Below are 21913 nucleotides of genomic sequence, written 5' to 3' on the forward strand. Positions count from 1 at the left end.
CTATGAATATTTAGTCTATTTTGATGTTTGATTTTGGTTGTTCTTTTTGCTCTTTTTTAGGCAACGTTACAGTGAGTAGGCCATTTTCATAAGAAGCTTTGATACTACTATCATCAACATTTTCAAATGGGAATTGGCGGCTCAAATCACTATGGTTACGTTCTTGGTGTACTGCACGTTTAGTGTCGTTTTCATCTTGAACTTCGACAATTTGTTTACCTTCAATCGTTAGCAAATTATTTTCAAATTCTAAACTAATATTTTCTTTTTTAATACCTGGAAGTTCAGCTTCAACGATATAGGCGTTGTCTAATTCTTTAATATCTGATTTAATACTCTCATTGCCAGGAAATTGTTCGAAAATTTGTTTTCCAAAATCTCTGAATAAATCACCTGGATTTACATCGATAAACGGATTGTTAAAATTTTTATTTTCAAAAGTCATGCTACATCTCTCCTCAGCGTAGTTTAATTATTATATTTAATCGAATGGAATTGAAGTTTAAGTTATAAAAAGTATAAAATTAAGGTAAACACTTAGTTTACCTTACAAATACATTATAATAAAATAGTCAAAGAAAATCAAAGTCAAACTATTAATCATTGTATTCACATTATTTTAGCATGAAAGTTGAAACATTTTAAAATGAAACGTTAAGATGTAGAGAATGCTTTATAACAAGCGTTGGATAGATAAGTTTCAGGAGTAAAGTAAGTAAGTGGGTATTGTAGTAAGTAGGATTAAAAAGAGGTGAGTCGAAGATAAAAATGTTATGTATGTATTACATTGTCCCATTTAACCTCAACAAACCCCATATGATTTAAATATCTTTCGAGAAATGTTTATTTACAAATTTTTGCAATGTATCTTTTAAGTCTATAGCTTCATCTATGTCCATATCGAATTCACTAAAAACTTTTTTTGAAATTTTTGAAAGCGGTTCTTGCACGTTTGTCCCTTTATCAGTAAGTGCAATTTGTAAGTTACGTTCGTCATCAATCTCACGAGTTCTTGTTACATAACCTTTTTTCTCAAGTTTTTTTAACAAAGGTGTAAGTGTTCCAGAATCTAAAAAGACACGCTCACCAAGTGTCTTAATATTAATTTTTTCGTCCACCTTAATTGCGAGTAAGACAATATAACCTGTATATGTTAAATCATACTCTTTTAAATGAGAAGTATACTTCTTAATTATTTCTTTAGAAGAAACATAAAATAGAAAGCATAGTTGCTGTTCTAGGTAGCTGTCCTTTTCCTCCATTTAATCACCCCTTTTGAAATTTAACCATATTATGAACACCATTCATTGTCAAGGAACGGTTGCGCACCTTTAGATATAGCTTTTTATACTATTTTTTAACTATTATCTTATTAAATAAGTAAAAATTTAATACTATAACATTCCGTACGTCTTAATTACTTGAATTCATATAAAGATTATAGGCTTTAAATCAATTCGACTAAACTTGAAATAGAATTTATGTATTAAATGATATTAAGAAATGTTAACTTGATGTTTGGGTTGCTCTGAAATATAAGGAGATTTTGTTACAAAACAGTTATAACGCTTTATAATTGTATTATAATCAGTCATACTATTACTATTATCAATTTGAATGAGCGACTATTAATGATTTGAGTAAGATATAACTTACATATTAAGTTAATGACTTACTTTACTATAGAAAGATATCGCGTTAACCAGAGGAGATTATAAATGAAGACATTTTTTAAAATTATGGGTGTATTACTTGTAGCGCTTATAATTTCAATTGTATTATTCTTTGCCATGAGAACATACCAAGGGCATAAACACTTAGAATTGGTTGATCATTATATGGAAGATCAAAATTTGACAGAGAAAATTAAATCTGAAGAAACACTGTACAGTGCTAAAAAAGGTTTGTTTTATAAAGAAGTTAAATTTAAAGATGATCCAAAACATACTTATGTAGTTCAACCAATCAGCATGACTACAGGAATTGTAGTCCAAGGTTTTGATCCGGAGACAAATAAACATATCAAAGGTGCCAAACATAATGCATTTAAAAAAGATTATAAAATTAAAGACTAACTAAGAAAATAAAAACGTAGACAAGGGAGTGGGACAGAAATCTAATTTTTCTAATAAAATTTCGTCGTCCCACCCCGGCACAGCTGACTAGAATTGAAAAAAGCTTGGTATAAGCGCATTTTCAATTCAGTCAGCCACTGCCAATATAAAAAAAAGAGGCTAAGACATGTCATTATTGAACTGACCCCAATTAATGGGAGTAAAATAAAGACACTTTCGTTGAATTCATATTAAAATGAATTTATTCGGAGGTGTTTTTTTCTATGAAAAAAGTAGCATATTCAGTAGAAACTAAAAACAAAGTAATAGAAATGAAAATTCAAGGTTATTCTACTAAACATATTATGGACATTTTAAATATTAAAAATAAGACTCAAGTACAAAGATGGTGGAAATGGTATAGAGATGGTGAAAGCAACAGGTTTCCTCAACAAGTCGGAAAACAATATTCATATGGAAAGGGAATTGAAGAATTCAGTAATGAAGAGAAATTGAAATTAGAAATTAGACGTCAACAAGCTGAAATTGATGTTTTAAAAAAGTACAAGGAATTGGAAAGGAAGTGGCGCCAAAAGTAATAATACAAGTGGTTAATGCGTTGAAATCAAGGTACCCAGTTAAGGTAATATTAGATGTTTTTAAGATTCCCAAATCCACTTATTATCGTTGGAAATGTAAAAATTATGAATTAGATTCAATTGAAGAAAAAGTTAAATATATTTGTCATAAACACAACTATACCTATGGTTATAGGAAAGTAACTGCTGAATTAAATAAATTTAGCGAAATAATAGTTAACCACAAAAAAGTACAAAGAATTATGCAGGAAAATGGATTGAATTGTCGCGTTAAACCTAAGAAATCTAAAAAACCAGGTAATCCATTTTATAAAACAGATAATTTACTACAGAGAAATTTCAACGCAAACTGTCCATTAGAAGTACTTGTAACTGATATTACTTATTTACCTTTCGGTAATACAATGTTGTATCTTTCATCAATTATGGATGTCTATAACGGAGAAATTATAGCTTATTCTATAGATAATCACCAAAATCAAAGTTTAGTAAACGATACGCTTAATCAAGTGGAAATTCCTGATGGTTGTATTCTTCATACTGATCAAGGTAGTGTTTATACGTCGTATGAATATTATGAATTGTGCAAAGAAAAAGGCATTACCAGAAGCATGTCCCGTAAGGGAACGCCAGCCGATAATGCCCCGATCGAATGTTTTCATTCCTCACTAAAGTCTGAAACATTCTACTTAAACAAAGAGCTCAAGAGCTCTAATAACATTGTAATAGATATTGTCGAAAATTACATTGAAAACTATAATAAAGTTAGAATTCAACAAAAACTAGGCTACTTAGCTCCTATAGAATTCAGGAAATCAGCAGCTTAGAAAACAGTGTTTTTATTAAATTCCCATTTTAAGGGTTCAGTGCCCATTATGTCTCAGCCTCTTTTTTAGTTAGTTTCTTTGAAATAATATTTGTTCGTTAATTTCATTAATACTTCTTTTTTACAGAGACTATATAGATTAAAAAAAGAGCAGTAAATCTCTATTCAAGAAAATTTAACTGCTCTTATATATGTGAGTAAAGAAGTTAAGCACTTACATAATCCTGTGGATTACATGCCTTTCATTTCACCCATGTCATGAATTTTCATCATTAAGCCATGTGGCATATCGTCATGATCGATAACTTCCATTTCACTATAAGTATCGTCACCTTCAGCTTTTACTAATTTAACAAAATCTCCGCTCTTAGGTGAAAATCCAGATTCAGAAGGTAATTTCACATCTTTTTCTATCTTTTTATCTTTCTCGCTGATTACTTTTTCAGCTGTTGTACTGTTTTCCATATAACCATAGTAAGTCTCTTTTGGACCACTAGACATCATCATAATGACTAAAACAATAGCAACAATTAACATTACTGAACTAATAACAATTGCAAACATTTTTTTGTTTTTCAAAGTTGAAATCTCCTTTATATCCGTTTCTTCTTTTATATCTGAAATGCTAAAATAATGCAATTATAAAGTGGGTAATTTTATTAGAGTTATAATAAATAGTACTATTTTAGACTTATTTATAAGATAAGCTACATTAAGTGTAACATTGATTGCTATTTAGAATGGTGAGATACGTATATACTTTAGCTCGTCATAATGAAGTTCAAACTCTAGGGGATTAGCTGTTCGTATAAATTGTTTTATCTCGGCTTTTGGCGTATTTGCTTGTTCTATATGACGTAAAAGTGTGCGTTCGATATACGTTTCATTTAATAAAGGTGGTAGGGCGTAATCAATAAAACCATGTTCTCTGTTAAGTGTTTGTATAAATAGCATTGCCTTAGTAGGTAATACATGAGGTCTTAGGACAAATTTATGTACTTCTTGTGGCGAAAAGCGATGTTTCAATGAATTAAATAATAAGATGTGTATATATTGAAAATCCTTAAAAACGATATAATTTTCATGAATTGATAAAGGTTTACCAATAAAAGGTTTCACAATTTGATATAGATATATTAAAGGCTCACATATTCCGTGACGATTCATTAATGCAATATCCATATTATCTTTAGGCATTAATTCGTAACCTACACCACTTCCGCGATTGAGCATAATTAATATATGGCACATTAAGTCGGCAGTTTCTAAGGGAGTATTTTCTTTATATAATTTAAAACACTTTTTGGTGAGTTTGGTATATACAAATTTAGAGGTGTGAATTTGAGATGCGTCAATGAGTTGATTATAATAGTCAAAATAGCTCATTGAGTGATTAAACATATTACTTTTCTTATTAAGCAATGATTTGACCTCTTTTTGTTCAATATCAATAAAATAAAAATCAAAATTGAATCTATGTAATATATCAAATGCACTTTTTAAGGAATGTGTTTGTTTGATTACACCTTCTACTGTTATAGCTAGTTTTATACGTATATTTAAATTTTTTACTTTAATATATAAACGGTTAATTTCTTTTAATGACAAATGTTCAGCATCGAAAAGCATTATAAAATTAGAGTTAGATTGTTGATAATGGTGCTCATTTTTATATTTTAAATACTGTAAGATGATATCTTGAATAAATTTAAATTGATGGCTAGATTTAACCCTAATTGCGATACCTACATTATTTGAAAATAATGAATCAATGAAGTCAATCAAGCCAGTGAAATTCAACTTTTCTAAAGCGAGCTTACTAACATTGTTAATCATTAAATAGGATTCGGATAAATCAGTGAAATTGAGGTTAGTGTTTAAAGTTGATTGAACGATATCCATCAGATCATCAATGTGAATAAAAAGCGTCGGTGTTTTTGCAATATCTTTATAGGTTAATTGATCCAATTCGATGTTGACTTGATTAGATGGCAATGGCTTTTCTACTGAAATAGATTCGAAATAGGGGATATAATTACTAACGTCTTTGTTAATTAGCTTCACAGGGATACGCTGTAATATCATGAATTTTTTCCTGTATTCTTTAGGTGTCATATTCAAGTGTTTTTTAAATTGATGTGTATAATTTGGATAATGGTTAAATCCCATATTTTCTGAAATGGCATGGATTGTCTCCTTACTATGAACTAATTCTGCTAAGGAGGCGGCTATCTTTAAACTAGCAATATAATGTTTAAAACTTATGCCTAAGTATTTCTTGAACAAAATAGAGATATACGGTGCCGATATATAAAAAGAATTAGAAATATCTTTTGAAAAAATAGGCTGAGTTACGTGAGCTTTAATAAATACAGTGATTTTATTTAACAAGTTACTTTCAGATTGAATAGAAGGTACATAAATAAAATCTTGTTTAATTTTAGCTTCTTTATTTAAAATGGTAATAATTTCAATGATATTTGAAGATTTCGTATCATTTAAGCGACTTAATTGCTCAATCATAGTTAATGTTAAATATTTGATATATTCACTAGAATTTATCAATTTGAAATTATAATAACAATGAAAGAATGATTGATCTATTTCCGCAAATTGCTGTACAGGTATTGTTAATTCAACAAGTTGTTCAGCGTTCGTTATTTGATATAAATCACTATGATTGATAACGGTAAGATTGCTGCCAACAGACTCATGTTTCCCATTGATCACGACGTCAAGTTGGTTATTTAAAGAAAATAACAAGATTACTCGGTCGATACAACGTCGTGTGTATGTACTTAAATATTCATGAATATATAGTGTTGTACTTTCCATCATAAAAGCAACTCCTAATAGAAAAATGATTTGTTGAACAGATTACATTATATAATAAAATGTTGTGAACAGTAATACTTTAAATATAAATATTTTTGAATATAATGTTGTTATAAAGATGTAAAAATTAAATTTAGAACAATGTAAAATGAGGTACGTATAAATTTTTACTATACAATAACGAATTTTTAATTCATATACGTATTATTTAGAGGAGGTTATTCATTATGAATCATATTTATTCCAATTTTTATACCACAAATAATAAAATAACTGATTTAAAACCTTATATATTAGGCATTGTTCTTCATGATGATGCTGAGAATTATGCTGCCAAAGATTATATAGATTGGCTAAATAATAGAATCGAAAAAAATGAACTTGAAAAAGGATGGGCAAGTGTTTATGTAGATCAGGATACTTGCTATTGGTTTCACCCAACAGAATATGTTGAATGGCATTGTGGTAACATCTATGCTAATACACATTTTATAGGTGTAGAACGATGCCAATCTAAAAGAGATGGTGTGCTTACAGATCAAGAATTTATGAAAAATGAAGAAGTTAGTTTTTGGGTTGCTGCACTATTATTAAAAAAATACAATTTACCAGTTAACAGAAGTACCGTTAGAATACACAAAGAATTTTTTGAAACTGAATGTCCTGACAGAGCATGGAAGATTCATCTAGAAGATGCACAGACAAATTCAGAATCTATACTAAAACTAAAAGATTATTTTATAAGTAAAATTCAAGGCTATTATAATAATGTTGATGATGCTGAACTCGAAAATATGGGCTGAACATCATTTAGTAAGTGGTATATATATCGTAGAATAAGCGGTGTAAAAGTTCATTTAGCTATTGCGTAATTTATTGGAACCGGTTACAATAAAAATATTCATATTTATGGAACCGGTTCTATTTAAATGGGAGGTATAGAGATGAACTATAAAAAATCTGCTACAGAAATACTACAAGCAATCGGTGGAGAAGAAAATATAAATGCGATGGCACATTGTGCCACACGATTACGTCTTGTTCTTAAGGATGAAAGCTTAGTAGATGAAAAAGAATTATCCGAAATGGATGTTGTGAAGGGAACATTTTCTACTGGTGGCCAATATCAAATTATTATAGGTTCGGGTACTGTGAACAAGGTATTTGCAGAGTTAGAAAGCATAACAGGTAAAGAAGCTGCTACGACATCAGAAGTAAAAGCAGAAGGTAATAAAAACATGAATCCATTCCAGAGATTTGTGAAAATGTTATCTGATATATTTGTACCAATTATCCCTGCAATCGTAGCAGGTGGTTTATTAATGGGAATTAATAATATTCTAACAGCACCAGGTATTTTCTATGATAAACAGTCGTTAATAGAAGTACATAATCAATTTAAAGGTCTGGCAGAAATGATTAACATTTTTGCGAATGCACCGTTTACGCTACTGCCAATTTTAATTGGATTTAGCGCTGCTAAACGCTTTGGAGGAAACGCCTTTCTTGGAGCAGCCTTAGGGATGATTCTTGTGCATCCAGAGTTAATGAGCGCCTATGATTATCCCAAAGCTTTAGAAGAAGGGAAAGAAATACCTTCTTGGAATGTGCTTGGTTTAGAAATAAATCAGGTAGGTTATCAAGGGCAAGTATTGCCAATGTTAGTAGCTGCTTATATTTTAGCTAATTTAGAAAAAGGTTTACGTAAAGTAGTACCAACTGTATTAGATAATTTATTAACACCGCTACTTTCAATTTTAGTTACTGCATTTTTAACATTTTTATTTGTTGGACCCATCACACGCACGTTAGGCTATTGGTTATCTGATGGACTAACGTGGTTATATGAATTTGGTGGTGCAATTGGCGGACTTATTTTTGGTTTGCTATATGCGCCAATTGTAATTACAGGTATGCATCACAGTTTTATTGCAATTGAAACACAATTGATTGCAGATAGTGCGTCTACAGGTGGTTCATTTATTTTCCCAATAGCGACGATGTCTAATATAGCACAAGGTGCAGCAGCTTTAGCCGCTTTCTTTATTATAAAAGAGAACAAGAAATTAAAAGGTGTAGCATCTGCTGCGGGCATCTCAGCACTTTTAGGTATTACGGAACCTGCAATGTTTGGAGTGAATCTAAAATTAAGGTATCCATTCATTGGAGCGATTGTAGGTTCAGGTATTGGTTCAGCTTATATCTCATTCTTTAAAGTTAAAGCAATTGCTTTAGGTACTGCAGGACTTCCAGGTTTTATATCTATTAGCGGTCAGAATAATGGTTGGTTACATTATGGTATTGCGATGCTCATTACCTTTATCGTAGCCTTTGCGGTTACTTACACTTTATCTTTTAGAAATAAATATAAAAATGAAGCAGGATAATTATATAAATTCTAGTGAGATTTAGACTTTTGCTATAACGCATAAAAACAAACCCAACGTTAATTACGACGTGGGTTTGTTTTTATGTTAAATATCAATTTTTAGGATGGCTTCAAAGCTTTTGTTTACGCCATAAAAATGCGCCAACAATCGTCACGATGACTAATGAAATAGCAATAACAATGAGCCATGATACATAGCTGTGATCATCTATAGGTAAGGGTACATTCATACCAAAAAAACTAAATACTAATGTAGGTAAGGTTAAGAAAACAGTAAACAGCGTTAATGTCTTCATCGTATTGTTCATTTCATTAGAAAGCAATGAAGCATAAGAGGTTGTAATACTCTCTAAAATGTCTGTATATAATTTTGTGGTTTCTAAGGCTTGGTTATTCTCGATAACCAAATCTTCCAACAAATCTTCATCTTCATCGAAACGCTTAATTGCAGGTAGTCGAAATAATTTTTTGATAATGGCTTCATTGCCTTTAAGTGCCGCAAGAAAATATACTAAACTTTTTTCTACTTCCATTAAATTATAAAGTTGTTTATTCGTGACATTATTTTTTAAATCACGTTCGATGCGTAATCTTGTTTTATTAAGTAATCTAAGATTTCTATTATAGTGATTGGCAATTGTCAGTAATATATTAAGTGCAAAGCGACTATGAAAATGTAAATTAATATTTTGACGACTAAAGTTCTCGAGAAATTCATTTTCAGTATTACAAACAGTTATTATTTTTTTATTGCCAATGATGATACCTAAAGGAATAGTAATAAAAGAAAGTACTTTTAAATTTGTATCATTTACAACTGGTATATCGAGAATAATCAGTGAATAACGTGTGTCTTCATCATATTCTACACGAGCACTTTCTTCTGTATCTAATGGGTCTCTAACAAAATCCTCTGGGATACCGTATAAATTTATTAAGGAATCAATTTCTTCCCAATTTGGATCTACTACATTTATCCAAGAAGCGGATTGATCTAATGGAGATTCAACGATCTCATGTGTTTGTGAGTGTTTATATGCACTAATCATAATAATAGTTCCTTTCTCTAAAATTCTTTTAAATACTGGCGGAGAAATACAAAGATGACAAGTTTACTTTGTATGATCAGTATGTTGGTGCTCATTTGCCATAAGACGTAAAGGACCATTAAAGATAATTTTAAACAAATAATCAACTACCGTATCTGGATCCATTCTATCTTCGTCTTGTACCCAATGTTTTATAAACGAAACTGTGGCCCCATTTACATAACTATGAAAATAATCAATAGGAATATCAGAAACAGTATTACTAAAAGGTATGTTTTTTTTCATATTATTTAACATTAAATCAGAAATTTTTTCTTCTATTTTACTTTTTCTATCAAGTTTAAAAATCACTTTATAAAATTCAATATTGTCATATAAATAAGTAATGATATTCTTTAAAACTTCCTCTGAAAATGCTTTGGCAAATGCTTCAATGCTTACATCATGCATCATGACTTTTTCGAATACAATTCTATCGGCTAACCTTGATATAAATTCATCTTCCATATCAGAAAGTAAAATGTATTTATCTTCATAGTGTAAATAAAAAGTACCACGGTTCACATCGGCTAATTGGGTAATATTTTGTATCGTAATTTTTTCTAACTCTTTTTCTTCAAGCAATTGTATAAAAGCATTTTTAATCGCTGATTTAGTTTTACGTACACGTCGATCTTCTGGCATAGTAGTCACCTCATTTTAGTTAATTAACAATATGTAATAATATGTTGATAAAAAGACAATATGATTGTTATTGCATATTGAATATTCTATTAACCTCATTATAATAAACAAAGTAGTGAATAAGCAACATGATGTTCAATAAGGAGGTAAATGGTATGAATATATTTAAAAGTAAATTACTTTGGATTGCGCCAATAGCGATATTAATCATACTTGCAATTTTTTCAATTGGTTTTTATCCAGCGTATAATCCTCAACCTAAAGAGATGCCAATCGCAATTGTGAATCATGATGAAGGGACATCTATTCAAAGTAAAGATATAAATATAGGTGAAAATTTAGAAGATAAATTGAAAGATAGTAACTCTGACGAAATAAAATGGATCAATGTAGATAGTGAAAAAGAAGCACGTAAAGGATTAAATGAACAAAAATATTTTGGTGCTGCAATTTTCGAAGAAGATTTTTCAAAAAATGCGATGAGTAAAACTCAAAAGATAGTAATGGATAATAAGAAACAAGAAATGGAAGATAAAGTGAAATCAGGTGAAATACCTACTGCTCAAGCCAAACAAATGCAACAGAAAATGGCTCAAGAAAGTAGTAACCAAGATATAACAGTAAAGCAAGCTCAATTTAAAACACTTACGAATAGTGGGGCGAATATGCAGGCTTCACAAATGTCATCTAATATACTGAAAGGTATTGGGGATAATCTTAACAAACAAATTTCCAAACAGAGTTTAGATACATTAGAGCAACAGAATGTGCAAATAGATGCGAGCGATATCAAAGATATTACAACGCCTGTAAATGTAATAAATAAAAAGGTGAATGAAGTGAAGGACCACCAAGCTAGTGGTAACGCGCCGTTCTTAATGTTTATGCCAGTCTGGATAAGCTCAATTGTAGCTTCATTACTACTATTCTTTGCATTTAGAACGAGTAATAATGTTGAAATTTCGCAACGTATTATTGCTTCAATAGGACAAATGATTGTAGGAGTGATTACAGCATTTGTTGGTGGATTTGGGTATGTGTATTTCATGTCAGATGTGTTAGGTTTTGACTTCCCTGATATAAATAAAATAGCAATTTATATATCCATTTCTATTCTAGGATTTATGGGTTTAATCTTAGGTGTAATGACGTGGTTAGGTATGAAATCAATTCCTATTTTCTTTATAGCAATGTTTTTTAGTATGCAACTCGTAACATCGCCAAAACAAATGTTACCGAAATTTTATCAAGACTATATAGTGGATTGGAACCCATTTACGCACTATGCTGAATATTTAAGAGAATTACTCTATATGCATCAGTCATTAGAAATGAATTCAACGATGTGGATGTTTGTAGGATTTATAATTTTCGGCATAATTTCATCGATATTAGCAGCAATGATTAGAAAGCATAGTGGAAAACGATCAGAATTACCATCTTAAACCAAGTAATTAACGGTATATAACAATTATTTAGTGAAAAGTTTTTATATAAGCATTAAGTTCAAATTAAAACCGTCTTCTCAAAATTTGGGGAGACGGTTTTAATACATATACCTCAATAAAAACATAAATAAAGAGAATTAATTCTTTTGAGTATATTTATATGATTAAATTCATTAAAAAGACATAATTGTTTTACACATAAAATCAATAAAATAAATAGGAAAACACTGATAGCAAAGCATTTATTAGGTGGTCTGATATATCGTTGAAATATGATTGCAAAAGCATTTAGAAATTACTCTATAATTTTAATAAAAAATTAACACTAAATTTACAAATATGCGTTATAATTCACATAGTTTACAAATAATTTAAAGAGGTGTGACAATGGATTCATCTGTTATGGAGACAATTTTCACTTTTATCGGTGGATTAGGTATATTTTTATACGGAATTAAGCAAATGGGCGACGGCTTACAGGCCTCAGCAGGAGACCGTCTTAGAAGTATATTAAATAAATTTACGAGCAACCCACTTATGGGCGTACTTGCAGGTGCGATAGTTACGATTTTGATTCAAAGTAGTTCTGGTACAACGGTAATTACCATTGGACTTGTAAGTGCAGGATTTATGACAATGCGTCAAGCCATTGGTGTTGTAATGGGAGCGAATATAGGTACCACAGTTACAGCATTTATTATAGGTATTGATCTTGGTGCATATTCGCTACCAATATTAGCTATTGGTGCATTTTTAATATTCTTTGTTCAAAAGCGAAAAGTTAAAAATATCGGTATGATTTTATTTGGTTTTGGTTCGTTATTCTACGGATTAGAATTAATGAGCAGTGCCGTAAAACCACTAGCTAATTTAGATGGTTTCCATCAATTCATGTTAGACATGTCAACTAACCCAATCTTTGGCGTTGCAGCAGGTACGATTATAACAGTTATTGTCCAAAGCTCAAGCGCCACAATTGGTATACTACAAGGATTCTATGCGAATGACTTAGTTAGTTTAAATGGTGCGTTACCTATATTGTTAGGGGACAACATTGGTACAACAATCACGGCTATACTCGCAAGTTTAGCTGGCTCACTTGCATCAAAACGTGTAGCAGCAGTACATGTTATGTTTAACGTAATAGGTGCGGCAATATTCTTAGCGATTTTACCTATTTATCAATGGGTTGTTGAATGGATGCAAGGAGTAATGCACTTGAATCCAGAAATGACGATTGCCTTTGCACACGGTACATTTAATGTTACAAATACATTGATTCAATTACCATTTATATTTGTTCTAGCTTGGATCGTAACAAAACTTATTCCTGGTGAAGATATAACAGAAAAATATAAACCTAGACATCTAGATAAAAATTTAATTAATAGAGCTCCAAGTATTGCTTTACAAGAAGCACAAGATGAAATCCAAAACATTGGACGTATGACATACTCATTATTAGAGAATGTTAGTGAATACAATGAAAAAAATGAGAAAAAAGTACTTCAAAAACATGCGGCTGTTCAAAATATGCATGACAATGTAAAAGAATATTTAACGAAAATATCTGAGAAGAAAATATCCAAAAAAGATGCAGAAAGAATGTCTGTGTTATTTGACGTAAACCGTACGATGTTAAAAGTAGCTGGATTATCTGAAGCGTATATATTAGATTTGAAACAGTTACACAATGAACCAGTACAAATCTCTGATAAAGCTGCACAAAGTATCGATAAACTTTATTCACACGTGAATATGTCTTTCGATAAATCAGTTGAAATGTTTAGCGTATATGACAAAGTTAAAAAAGATGAAATTGTTAATTTAAGTAACAATTCATATACACTTGAACATGATTTAAGAAAAAAACATATTAAGCGTTTAAGTTCAGGTGAATGTTCACCAGAAGGTGGTCTGTTATATCTAGATATGATTGCTATACTAGAACGTATTGGTTATCATTCGAGAAATGTATCAGAAGCAATGATTGATATTGACGAACTTTCAAGTGAAGAAGAAACAGAACATACTGTGGGCTGGACTTACTAAAGTATAATTAAATATAAAATTAAAAGTTGAGAAAGTTTGTTGTAAAACAGACTTTCTCAACTTTTTTGTATTGTTGAAAATTAACCAATATCGCTGTATTTGGAACAATAAATCACATGTATCAAATCATTTTATTTTTAATCCTTAGTAAAGAGATAGGGATACTTGACAAAAAGTCATAGAAGGCATAATATTACATATAATAAATTTTTCAGAAAACTGATATGGGGGACAGCGTGTGACAGCTATTAGCATTCTTGATCAAAGTCCAATAGATAAAAATGAAACAGTAAACGACGGTATAGCTCGTACAGTTGAATTGGCACAACTAGCAGATAAATTAAACTATACAAGGTACTTTGTTGCTGAACATCACAATATAGAAGAAGTTGCAGGTACGAGTCCGGAGATACTTGTAACACATATATTGAATCACACAAAAAATATACGTGTAGGCTCTGGTGGCGTAATGTTGCAACATTATAGTCCATTCAAAGTTATAGAGCAATTTCATTTCATTAGTCATTTAGCACCTGGAAGAGTCGATTTAGGTATAGGTAAAGCACCGGGAGGCTTTCCTTTAGCGACACAGGCGTTGCAAACAGAATTAAAGTCACCACAAACAAGTTTCAATGATAAATTTCATTTATTAAATCAATTTAATAATGGAGATTTTTCTGCAAACGAAGATTATGGACAATTAAAAACAACGATACGCAATAATGAAATCTCCACACCACAAATTTATCTACTAGGTGGTAGTGAAAGTTCTGCTCAATTTGCTGCTACAGAAAAAGTTGGGTTTATATATGCATTTTTCATAAATTCAAATATTGAAACATTACAACAAGCCCTTAAAGATTATAAGCAACAATTTCCTGAAGGCAGAGTCATTGTAGGGGTGGCTGCCGTTGTATCAGAGAATAAAGAAGAACAGGCATTAGTTAAAGAAGGTAGTACAAATTATGCTTTACATTTCGATGATGGTAGAAAAATCACTGTTAATACAAAGGAACAAGTAGAAACATTTAAAAAACAAAGTGACGAAGACTTTGAAGTTGAAGAAAAGCAAATAGATGTTTTTAATGGTTCCGCGGATGAAATTAAGCAACAGCTAAATCAATTAAATCGTGACGGCAATATAGATGAATTTATGCTACATATGCCAGTTCAAAATCATAAATTAAGAATTAAAACAGTAGACCAATTAGCTATTACGAATAACAAAGAAAAGCAGAAAGAAGGGGTATTATGAGTCAAAATAAAATCGATTTTGGAATCATGTTAAACGGTCCTGGTGGTCATATGCATGCTTGGAAATCTAAAGATGTACCGAGCGATGCCAGTACAAATTTTGAGTTCCAACTTGATGTTGCTAAAAAAGCTGAACAGGCAGGATTCAGTTTTGTATTTGTGGCAGATGGATTATTTATTCATGAGAAATCTATTCCACATTTTTTAGATAGACATGAACCGTTAACATTTTTAGCTGCGCTTGCGCCGGTAACTCAGCGTATTGGTTTAGTTGGTACTATTTCAACATCATATAGTGAACCTTTTACTGTTGCACGACAACTCGCAACAATCGATAAAATCAGTCATGGGCGCGCAGGTTGGAATATAGTAACTTCACCACTCGCTGGTAGTGCCGATAACTATAGTAAAGGAGATCATCCTGAACATGATGTTAGGTATGATATTGCTGAGGAACATCTGCAAGTCGTTCAAGGGTTATGGGACTCTTACGAAGATGATGCCTTTACATTTGATGTTGAGAGTGGCTCATATTTAGATAAGGAAAAAATGCATACGTTAGATTATAAAGGACAATATTTTCAAGTTAAGGGTCCATTAAATGCCAGTCGTTCTGAACAAGGCCAACCTGTCATATTTCAAGCAGGTGCATCTCCTAAAGGACAAGCATATGCAGCACAATATGCTGATGCAGTATTTACTTTAGGTGAATCACTGGATATCGCTAAAAAAAATTACGACAGTATTAAATCACAAGCCAAAAAGTTTGGACGTGATCCTCAAAACATTAAAGTATATCCTATATTGTCTCCCGTTATTGGTAAGTCGAACGATGAGGTAGAAGCGCGCTTTGATGAAATAAAATCATTGGCGACAATTGACGAAGCTTTAGATTACTTAGGTAGATATTATGATCATCATGATTTCAGCCAATATGATCTCGATGCACCGTTTCCAGATTTAGGTGAAGTGGGTCAAAATAGTTTCCGTGCTACTGCAGATTCTATTGCGGCACGTGCAAAACAAAATAATTTAACATTGAGAGATGTCGCTTTGGAAGAAACAGCACGTCGCTCTCCATTTACTGGTACTTATGAAGAAGTAGCAAATTTAATCATTGAATGGTTTGAACATGGCGCAGCAGATGGATTTATCTTCGGACCCCATATTAATGGACCGGTTTATGACGAATTTTTAAATTATGTATTACCTATCTTAGAAGAAAAAGGTTACTACGATAAAGCATATAAGGGAGATACATTACGAGATCATATGGGTATTCCTTTTAAAGAAAATAGATATAGTAGGTCAGAAGTAACACATTAATACTCAGTAAACAATACAGTGGATAGACGCATCTGTTTTTAAAACGTCGCGTCTGTTTTTTAATATAAGGAGTGAAGTTCATGTCAGAATCAAGTACAACATCATATCAACATGTAAACCATAGTAACGTCAACACCACCCCAGAGCAAACTGAAACAAAAGTGAAAAGAAAATTCCAATTACCTCATGTGCTATTAATGATGCTTATTATGATGATGTTTGCTTGTTTATTGACGTATGTCATTCCTGCTGGGCAATTTGATACAAGTAAAGATGGATCAATGATACGAGGGACGTATCATGCAATTTCACAAAACCCAGTGAATCCATTTTATGCTATTACACTCATACTTAATGGGGGAATTCAATCAGCCCAAACGATTACACTATTACTATTTATAGGTGGTGCAATGGGTGGTATATTACAATTAGACTCTGTGACAAAATTAACGAATTATATGATTTTTCGTTTCGAACATGCTGGTGCATTGCCATTAATTATCGGGTTATTTTCCTTGATGGCGTTTATCGGTTTCTTCGTTGGTGGAGATCAAATGATCGTGTTCGTAACACTTGGAGTCATACTCGTAAATCGTTTGAAATTAGACCCTATTATGGCACTAGCCATTACATTTTTACCTTTGTATATGGCTTTTTCAATTTCACCTTCAGGTATGGCTAAAATTGGACAAATTGTTTATCCTGAAGTAGCACTTTATTCTGGTTATGGTGGAAGAGCTATAATGTATGCAGTGTTTTTAATTATCACTCTGTTATATGTGATTTGGTACGCAAGAAGAGTCATTAAAGATCCTAATAAGAGTATGATGCCGACACAAAAGTGGCTGTTTAATCATAAAGAAAAAAGTAATGATGATATGGCAATTGAAGATAGACAAGTAAATTGGAGAGATATCATCGTAGCTACATTAGTCATTGTGACACCGATTATATTAGCCTTAGGTAATGGTATGTTAAACTGGACAGAAAAATACGGCAATGGTGTATTTATTACTGTTTTTGGTATTAGTTTTGTTTTAGCCTATTTAATAAAACAAAAAGGGACAACTGCAATGGTTGATGGATTTTTGGAAGGTGCTAAACCGATGTTAGTCGTAGCATTTGCAATTATCATGGCAAATACAATTAGTGTGATTTTAGAAAAAGGTAAGATATTGAGCACAATTGTAAACAGTCTTACTACACAACTTGATGGTTCATCGTCTGGCATGGTAGCTGTTATCGTATTTATTGTCGCAGGTATATTTAATTTACTAGTACCATCTGGTTCAGGGTTAATGAGCGTGATGATTCCTATTTTACAACCTGTGACTAATGCGTTAGGTGTTAATGATCAAATGTTATTAACGTCCTTATCGTTTGGTGGGGGATTAGGTAACTTAATTACACCAACTTTAGGTGCAACAGTAGGTGCTATCGCGATTGCCAAAGCAAACTTTGGCTCGTGGTTTAAATTTATGGCACCACTATTTCTAATTTGGATTGTCGTTGGCTCGGTTATACTTTACATCTTTACTGCTGTAGGTTGGAGTGGCGGCGTTTAAAAATAACAAAAATATAAGGAACAATGATGTACTGTGATATTTTAAAAGTCATGTTTAACTTTTAAAATAAGAGCTATCATCATTGTTCCTTTTTTATTTAGTGTGCAATTGTGAGCGTGAAAGGGACGTCATGTGTCCATTTTTGAGTTGGTGGTTCATCTGTTATAACTTCGGTGATATCACTGATTTTTGCAAAGGAAAGTGTAGAAGAAATATCGAATTTACTTTTATCAATAAGTGCAATTACATTTTCACTTTCTCGCACCATTTGTTTTTTTAATTGAACTTCAGGTAGTGAGAAGTCTGTTAATCCATTATCAAGTGTAAAGCCATTTGCGGATAAAAAGAAATAATCAATATGATACATTTCTAATATTTGTGAATCTATATTACCAGTAATAGCATTTGAGTCTTGCGAAACAAATCCTCCAACTACTAGAACAGTTAAATGTGGGTTCTCTTTTAAAAGTACCGCATTTTCTAAACCGTTTGTAATAATTGTAAGTTCCATCGTAGTTTCTGCTAATAATTTTGCTAATTCATATGTTGTAGAGCTTGCATCAATCATAATGCACTGTTGTGGTTCAATCTTTTTTAATGCATATTTACTAATTTTATACTTTTCACTATGTTTTTGTGTCAGACGATAAGAAAAGTTTAATTTAGATGTCATATTTTCAGTTACTTTTGCACCACCGTGCGTTCGAGTGACTTTGTTTTCACCTTCTAAACGTCTAAGATCACTCCTAACAGTTGCTTCTGTCACACTTAAATAATCTGAAAGCTGTTTAACAGTCGCACGTTTATGTGATTTTATATAAGTATATATATGCTCTCTTCGTTCATCCGCGTACATTTTCATATGAATCATATCCTCCTTCGTATCATTAACTATTTTAACATAAATCGTACACAAGCAAATAAAAACAGATCAAAACGAAAAGAAACGAAAAAATATTTGAAAGAAACAAAAATATATATTAGAATTGTAATTGTAAATGAAAACGCTTTCTAAAAAGTGGAGGAGCTGTTAATAATGACAAAGAAAAATTATCCGGAAAAAATGAATGCTGTTGTAGCTTATGCACCTGGAGAATATAAATATGAAACTGTAGATACGCCAACTATTGATAATCCTAAGGAAATTGTCGTTAAAGTAGAAGCTTGCGGCATTTGCGCAGGCGATATCAAAGCATATGATGGGGCACCTAGCTTTTGGGGTGATGAAACACAGCCGTCATATATCAAGGCACCGATGATACCTGGACATGAATTTATCGCACGCATTGTAGAAAAGGGAGATGAAGTTACAGATTTTGAAATTGGTGATCGTGTAATTTCTGAACAAATTGTACCTTGTTGGGATTGTAGATTTTGTAATCACGGTCAGTATTGGATGTGTGAAAAACATGATTTATATGGCTTCCAAAACAATGTAAACGGCGGTATGGCAGAATATATGAAATTTACGAAAGAAGCAATTAATTATAAAGTGCCAGAAGATATGCCGATTGAAAAAGCGATTTTAATTGAACCTTACGCATGTAGTCTACACGCTGTACAACGTGCGAATGTTAAACTCGGTGATTTCGTTGTGTTATCTGGTGCAGGAACTTTAGGACTAGGCATGGTGGGCGCTGCTAAAAAATCAAGTGCTGAAACGTTAGTAGTGCTAGATATGAAAGATGATCGTTTAGAATTAGCGAAAAAATTCGGCGCTGATATTGTTATGAATCCATCAAAAGTAGACGTCGTCAAAGAAATCAAAGCACTGACTGAAGGGTATGGTTGTGATACTTACATCGAAGCAACCGGTCATCCTAAATCAGTAGAGCAAGGTTTGAGCGCAATCAGAAAATTAGGCCGTTTTGTAGAATTTTCAGTATTTGCTGATCCCGTTACAGTGGATTGGAGTATTATATCAGACCGTAAAGAATTAGACTTGATGGGTAGTCATTTAGGACCTTATTGTTATCCGCTTGTTATCGATGGTATAGCAAAAGGAGATTTCCCAACAGACGGCGTTGTGACGCATCAATTAGCACTTAAAGATTTTGAGAAAGGTTTTGAACTAATGAAAAAAGGTGATCAATCATTAAAAATCGTTCTGGTACCTTAACAGCCAAGTTCAAATATAGAGCATCGTAAAAAGGAGAGAATTGAAATGAAAAAGATGATTAATAACCCCGATAATGTCATTGAAGAGTTAATGACTGGTTATGTGATTGCCTACCCTGACTATATTAGACGTTCAAAACTTCACCAAAGGGCGTTAATTGGAAAAAAACGCAATACTAATCGAAAAGTAAGTGTATTAATAGGTGGTGGTTCAGGACATGAACCAGCGTTCCTAGGTTATGTAGGGAAAGGCATGGCAGACGGTGTCGCTGTCGGTAATATATTTGCTTCTCCATCTCCTATTCCTATACAAGCTGTAACTAAAGAAATAAGTGAAGGTCACGGTGTGTTATACATTTATGGTAATTACGCGGGCGATTTGATGAACTTTGAAATGGCTAGTGAAATGACTGAAATAGAAGATGATATCAAAACTGCAGTGGTCATAGGTAATGATGATGTTGCGTCTTCAAAAGATATTGATGATCGTAGAGGGATAGCTGGAGAGTTGCTAGTGTATAAGGCAGCAGGCGCAGCAGCTGATTTTGGTTATGACTTAGAAGAGGTACGACGTATTGCCCAATTAGCTAATGATTATACCCGTTCAATGGGTATTGGTTTAAGCCCGTGCTACTTACCTCAAACGGGAAAACCAAGTTTTGATTTAGAAGCGAATGAAATGGAAATTGGTTTAGGCCATCATGGTGAGCCTGGTATTGAAAAAACAACAATTCGCACAGCAAAAGAAACAGTTCATGTGATTATGCAAAATATTTTAAAAGAAGGACTATACAACGCTGATGATGAAGTGATTGTATTGGTTAATGGCTTAGGTGCAACTTCTCAAATGGAACTGTACATCATAAATAAAGAGGTAGATGAAATTTTAAAAGAACAAAACATTAAAACATATAAATCTTATGTAGGTAATTTTATAACTTCAATGGAAATGGGCGGCTTTTCGGTGAGTTTAATGAAATTAGATGAAACGTTGAAATCTTGTATGGACCATCCAGTAGATTGCCCAAACTTTAAAGAAGTGTAGGAGGAAGTAGTTATGGTGTTGACGAGTCAATCATTTAAACAATATATCTTAGCGTTAACAACTTTATTTGAAGAACAACAAGATATCCTTTGTGAATTGGATAGAAAAATTGGTGATGGTGACCATGGTGTAACGATGAATATTGGTAATCAAGCTGTACAAAAAACGATAAATAATGAATTACAAACACAAAATGATATCGCAAAAATTAGCGTTGCAGTCGGTAAAAGCTTTTTAGATGCAGTTGGTTCTTCAGTGGGTCCACTCTATGCTTCTGGTTATCTTAAGGCGGCTGTTGCAGTAAAAAACAAAACTGAATTAGATGATGTAGCATTATATCAATTTTGGATTGCTTTTAGTAAAGGTATTAAAGATAGAGGTAAAGCTGAAATCGGAGATAAGACAATGATAGATACGCTTGACCCATTTTATAAATCTTTAGAAACCTCACTAGATAAGGATGAACCATTTGGGGACGCTTTTAATAAAGCACTGGTGAAAGCGAAGTCTGGAATGGATAGCACGAAAGAGATTATTTCTAATAAAGGACGTTCTAAAAGACTAGGTTATCGTGCCCAAGGACATGTTGATCCAGGCGCGACATCTTCGTATCTTATGTTAGAAACTTTTAAATCATTTATTTAATTACTGTAGCTAAATCTATAAGGA

Annotated in this window: 19 protein-coding genes; 12 read left to right on the plus strand and 7 right to left on the minus strand. The window is 32.1% G+C overall.

The window, feature by feature from the left end; translation table 11 throughout:
* Positions 1-10: 10 nt before the first annotated feature.
* A complete protein-coding gene (locus AOB58_RS11550) occupies positions 11-445 on the minus strand; it encodes an Hsp20/alpha crystallin family protein (RefSeq protein ID WP_002506812.1) in 435 nt (144 codons plus the stop codon).
* A gap of 376 nt (positions 446-821) precedes the next feature.
* On the minus strand, positions 822-1262 hold the full coding sequence (locus AOB58_RS11555; RefSeq protein ID WP_064783460.1) for a MarR family winged helix-turn-helix transcriptional regulator: 441 nt from the start codon (positions 1260-1262) through the stop codon (positions 822-824).
* 456 nt (positions 1263-1718) lie between these two features.
* On the opposite strand from AOB58_RS11555, the gene AOB58_RS11560 reads away from it, so the two are divergent.
* Both AOB58_RS11560 and AOB58_RS11570 read left to right on the plus strand, forming a co-directional pair.
* A complete protein-coding gene (locus tag AOB58_RS11560) occupies positions 1719-2075 on the plus strand; it encodes a DUF3139 domain-containing protein (RefSeq protein WP_064783461.1) in 357 nt (118 codons plus the stop codon).
* Between the two features lie 263 nt (positions 2076-2338).
* Positions 2339-3480, plus strand: a protein-coding gene (locus AOB58_RS11570; RefSeq protein ID WP_102134915.1) for an IS3 family transposase whose coding sequence is annotated in 2 segments (ribosomal slippage) — positions 2339-2609 and positions 2609-3480 — 1143 coding nt in all. Because the reading frame shifts where the segments join, the coding sequence is not laid out codon by codon here.
* 230 nt (positions 3481-3710) lie between these two features.
* Here AOB58_RS11570 and AOB58_RS11575 read toward each other — a convergent pair.
* Both AOB58_RS11575 and rsp read right to left on the minus strand, forming a co-directional pair.
* Positions 3711-4058 carry a DUF4889 domain-containing protein gene (locus tag AOB58_RS11575; protein WP_021338507.1) on the minus strand — a complete coding sequence of 116 codons (348 nt, stop codon included), beginning with the start codon at positions 4056-4058 and terminating at the stop codon, positions 3711-3713.
* A gap of 156 nt (positions 4059-4214) precedes the next feature.
* Positions 4215-6317: an AraC family transcriptional regulator Rsp gene (rsp, locus tag AOB58_RS11580; RefSeq protein ID WP_064783462.1), complete on the minus strand. Its 2103-nt coding sequence runs from the start codon at positions 6315-6317 to the stop codon at positions 4215-4217.
* Positions 6318-6541: 224 nt separating this feature from the next.
* On the opposite strand from rsp, the gene AOB58_RS11585 reads away from it, so the two are divergent.
* Both AOB58_RS11585 and AOB58_RS11590 read left to right on the plus strand, forming a co-directional pair.
* Positions 6542-7117, plus strand: a complete 576-nt coding sequence (locus AOB58_RS11585; protein ID WP_064783463.1) for a peptidoglycan recognition protein family protein — start codon at positions 6542-6544, stop codon at positions 7115-7117.
* Between the two features lie 141 nt (positions 7118-7258).
* A complete protein-coding gene (locus tag AOB58_RS11590; RefSeq protein ID WP_064783464.1) occupies positions 7259-8701 on the plus strand; it encodes a sucrose-specific PTS transporter subunit IIBC in 1443 nt (480 codons plus the stop codon).
* Between the two features lie 112 nt (positions 8702-8813).
* Here AOB58_RS11590 and AOB58_RS11595 read toward each other — a convergent pair whose 3' ends face one another.
* Entirely contained in the window at positions 8814-9752 is a 939-nt protein-coding gene (locus AOB58_RS11595) for a magnesium transporter CorA family protein (RefSeq protein WP_064783465.1), read from the minus strand.
* Between the two features lie 63 nt (positions 9753-9815).
* Positions 9816-10436 (minus strand): TetR/AcrR family transcriptional regulator, encoded by a 621-nt coding sequence (locus AOB58_RS11600; RefSeq protein WP_064783466.1) that lies wholly within the window; start codon positions 10434-10436, stop codon positions 9816-9818.
* 155 nt (positions 10437-10591) lie between these two features.
* Between AOB58_RS11600 and AOB58_RS11605 the strand changes: the two genes are divergently transcribed.
* The 5 genes from AOB58_RS11605 to AOB58_RS11625 all read left to right on the plus strand — a co-directional run bounded on the left by AOB58_RS11605 (position 10592) and on the right by AOB58_RS11625 (position 18081).
* On the plus strand, positions 10592-11881 hold the full coding sequence (locus AOB58_RS11605) for an ABC transporter permease (protein WP_064783467.1): 1290 nt from the start codon (positions 10592-10594) through the stop codon (positions 11879-11881).
* Positions 11882-12271: 390 nt separating this feature from the next.
* On the plus strand, positions 12272-13936 hold the full coding sequence (locus AOB58_RS11610) for a Na/Pi cotransporter family protein (protein WP_064783468.1): 1665 nt from the start codon (positions 12272-12274) through the stop codon (positions 13934-13936).
* Between the two features lie 238 nt (positions 13937-14174).
* Complete coding sequence (locus AOB58_RS11615) at positions 14175-15191, plus strand: MsnO8 family LLM class oxidoreductase (RefSeq protein ID WP_021338499.1); 1017 nt, start codon at positions 14175-14177, stop codon at positions 15189-15191.
* Complete coding sequence (locus AOB58_RS11620) at positions 15188-16516, plus strand: LLM class flavin-dependent oxidoreductase (protein WP_064783469.1); 1329 nt, start codon at positions 15188-15190, stop codon at positions 16514-16516. The genes AOB58_RS11615 and AOB58_RS11620 overlap by 4 nt, the downstream gene beginning before the upstream one ends.
* Positions 16517-16596: 80 nt before the next feature.
* The gene (locus AOB58_RS11625) at positions 16597-18081 is read left to right on the plus strand and encodes a Na+/H+ antiporter NhaC family protein (protein WP_064783470.1); all 1485 of its coding nucleotides are present in this window, start codon (positions 16597-16599) and stop codon (positions 18079-18081) included.
* A gap of 97 nt (positions 18082-18178) precedes the next feature.
* Here AOB58_RS11625 and AOB58_RS11630 read toward each other — a convergent pair whose 3' ends face one another.
* Entirely contained in the window at positions 18179-18943 is a 765-nt protein-coding gene (locus AOB58_RS11630) for a DeoR/GlpR family DNA-binding transcription regulator (RefSeq protein ID WP_021338496.1), read from the minus strand.
* Positions 18944-19117: 174 nt separating this feature from the next.
* Between AOB58_RS11630 and AOB58_RS11635 the strand changes: the two genes are divergently transcribed.
* The 3 genes from AOB58_RS11635 to dhaL are packed head-to-tail and all read left to right on the plus strand — an operon-like array spanning position 19118 to position 21889.
* On the plus strand, positions 19118-20200 hold the full coding sequence (locus tag AOB58_RS11635) for an MDR/zinc-dependent alcohol dehydrogenase-like family protein (RefSeq protein WP_064783471.1): 1083 nt from the start codon (positions 19118-19120) through the stop codon (positions 20198-20200).
* 45 nt (positions 20201-20245) lie between these two features.
* A complete protein-coding gene (locus AOB58_RS11640) occupies positions 20246-21244 on the plus strand; it encodes a dihydroxyacetone kinase subunit DhaK (protein ID WP_064783472.1) in 999 nt (332 codons plus the stop codon).
* A gap of 12 nt (positions 21245-21256) precedes the next feature.
* Positions 21257-21889, plus strand: coding sequence for a dihydroxyacetone kinase subunit DhaL (gene dhaL / locus AOB58_RS11645; protein ID WP_064783473.1), 633 nt, complete (start codon positions 21257-21259; stop codon positions 21887-21889).
* Positions 21890-21913 lie beyond the last annotated feature (24 nt).

Source organism: Staphylococcus sp. AntiMn-1 (assembly GCF_001663395.1).
Lineage (GTDB): Bacteria > Bacillota > Bacilli > Staphylococcales > Staphylococcaceae > Staphylococcus > Staphylococcus equorum.

Coding starts and splice junctions, on each gene's coding strand:
- AOB58_RS11585 (WP_064783463.1), top strand. CDS start 6,542: ATGAATCATATTTATTCCAATTTTTATACCACAAATAATAAAATAACT.
- AOB58_RS11600 (WP_064783466.1), bottom strand. CDS start 10,436: ATGCCAGAAGATCGACGTGTACGTAAAACTAAATCAGCGATTAAAAAT.
- dhaL (WP_064783473.1), top strand. CDS start 21,257: ATGGTGTTGACGAGTCAATCATTTAAACAATATATCTTAGCGTTAACA.
- AOB58_RS11640 (WP_064783472.1), top strand. CDS start 20,246: ATGAAAAAGATGATTAATAACCCCGATAATGTCATTGAAGAGTTAATG.
- AOB58_RS11550 (WP_002506812.1), bottom strand. CDS start 445: ATGACTTTTGAAAATAAAAATTTTAACAATCCGTTTATCGATGTAAAT.
- AOB58_RS11590 (WP_064783464.1), top strand. CDS start 7,259: ATGAACTATAAAAAATCTGCTACAGAAATACTACAAGCAATCGGTGGA.
- AOB58_RS11635 (WP_064783471.1), top strand. CDS start 19,118: ATGACAAAGAAAAATTATCCGGAAAAAATGAATGCTGTTGTAGCTTAT.
- AOB58_RS11630 (WP_021338496.1), bottom strand. CDS start 18,943: ATGAAAATGTACGCGGATGAACGAAGAGAGCATATATATACTTATATA.
- AOB58_RS11610 (WP_064783468.1), top strand. CDS start 12,272: ATGGATTCATCTGTTATGGAGACAATTTTCACTTTTATCGGTGGATTA.
- AOB58_RS11595 (WP_064783465.1), bottom strand. CDS start 9,752: ATGATTAGTGCATATAAACACTCACAAACACATGAGATCGTTGAATCT.
- AOB58_RS11560 (WP_064783461.1), top strand. CDS start 1,719: ATGAAGACATTTTTTAAAATTATGGGTGTATTACTTGTAGCGCTTATA.
- AOB58_RS11625 (WP_064783470.1), top strand. CDS start 16,597: ATGTCAGAATCAAGTACAACATCATATCAACATGTAAACCATAGTAAC.
- rsp (WP_064783462.1), bottom strand. CDS start 6,317: ATGATGGAAAGTACAACACTATATATTCATGAATATTTAAGTACATAC.
- AOB58_RS11605 (WP_064783467.1), top strand. CDS start 10,592: ATGAATATATTTAAAAGTAAATTACTTTGGATTGCGCCAATAGCGATA.
- AOB58_RS11555 (WP_064783460.1), bottom strand. CDS start 1,262: ATGGAGGAAAAGGACAGCTACCTAGAACAGCAACTATGCTTTCTATTT.
- AOB58_RS11620 (WP_064783469.1), top strand. CDS start 15,188: ATGAGTCAAAATAAAATCGATTTTGGAATCATGTTAAACGGTCCTGGT.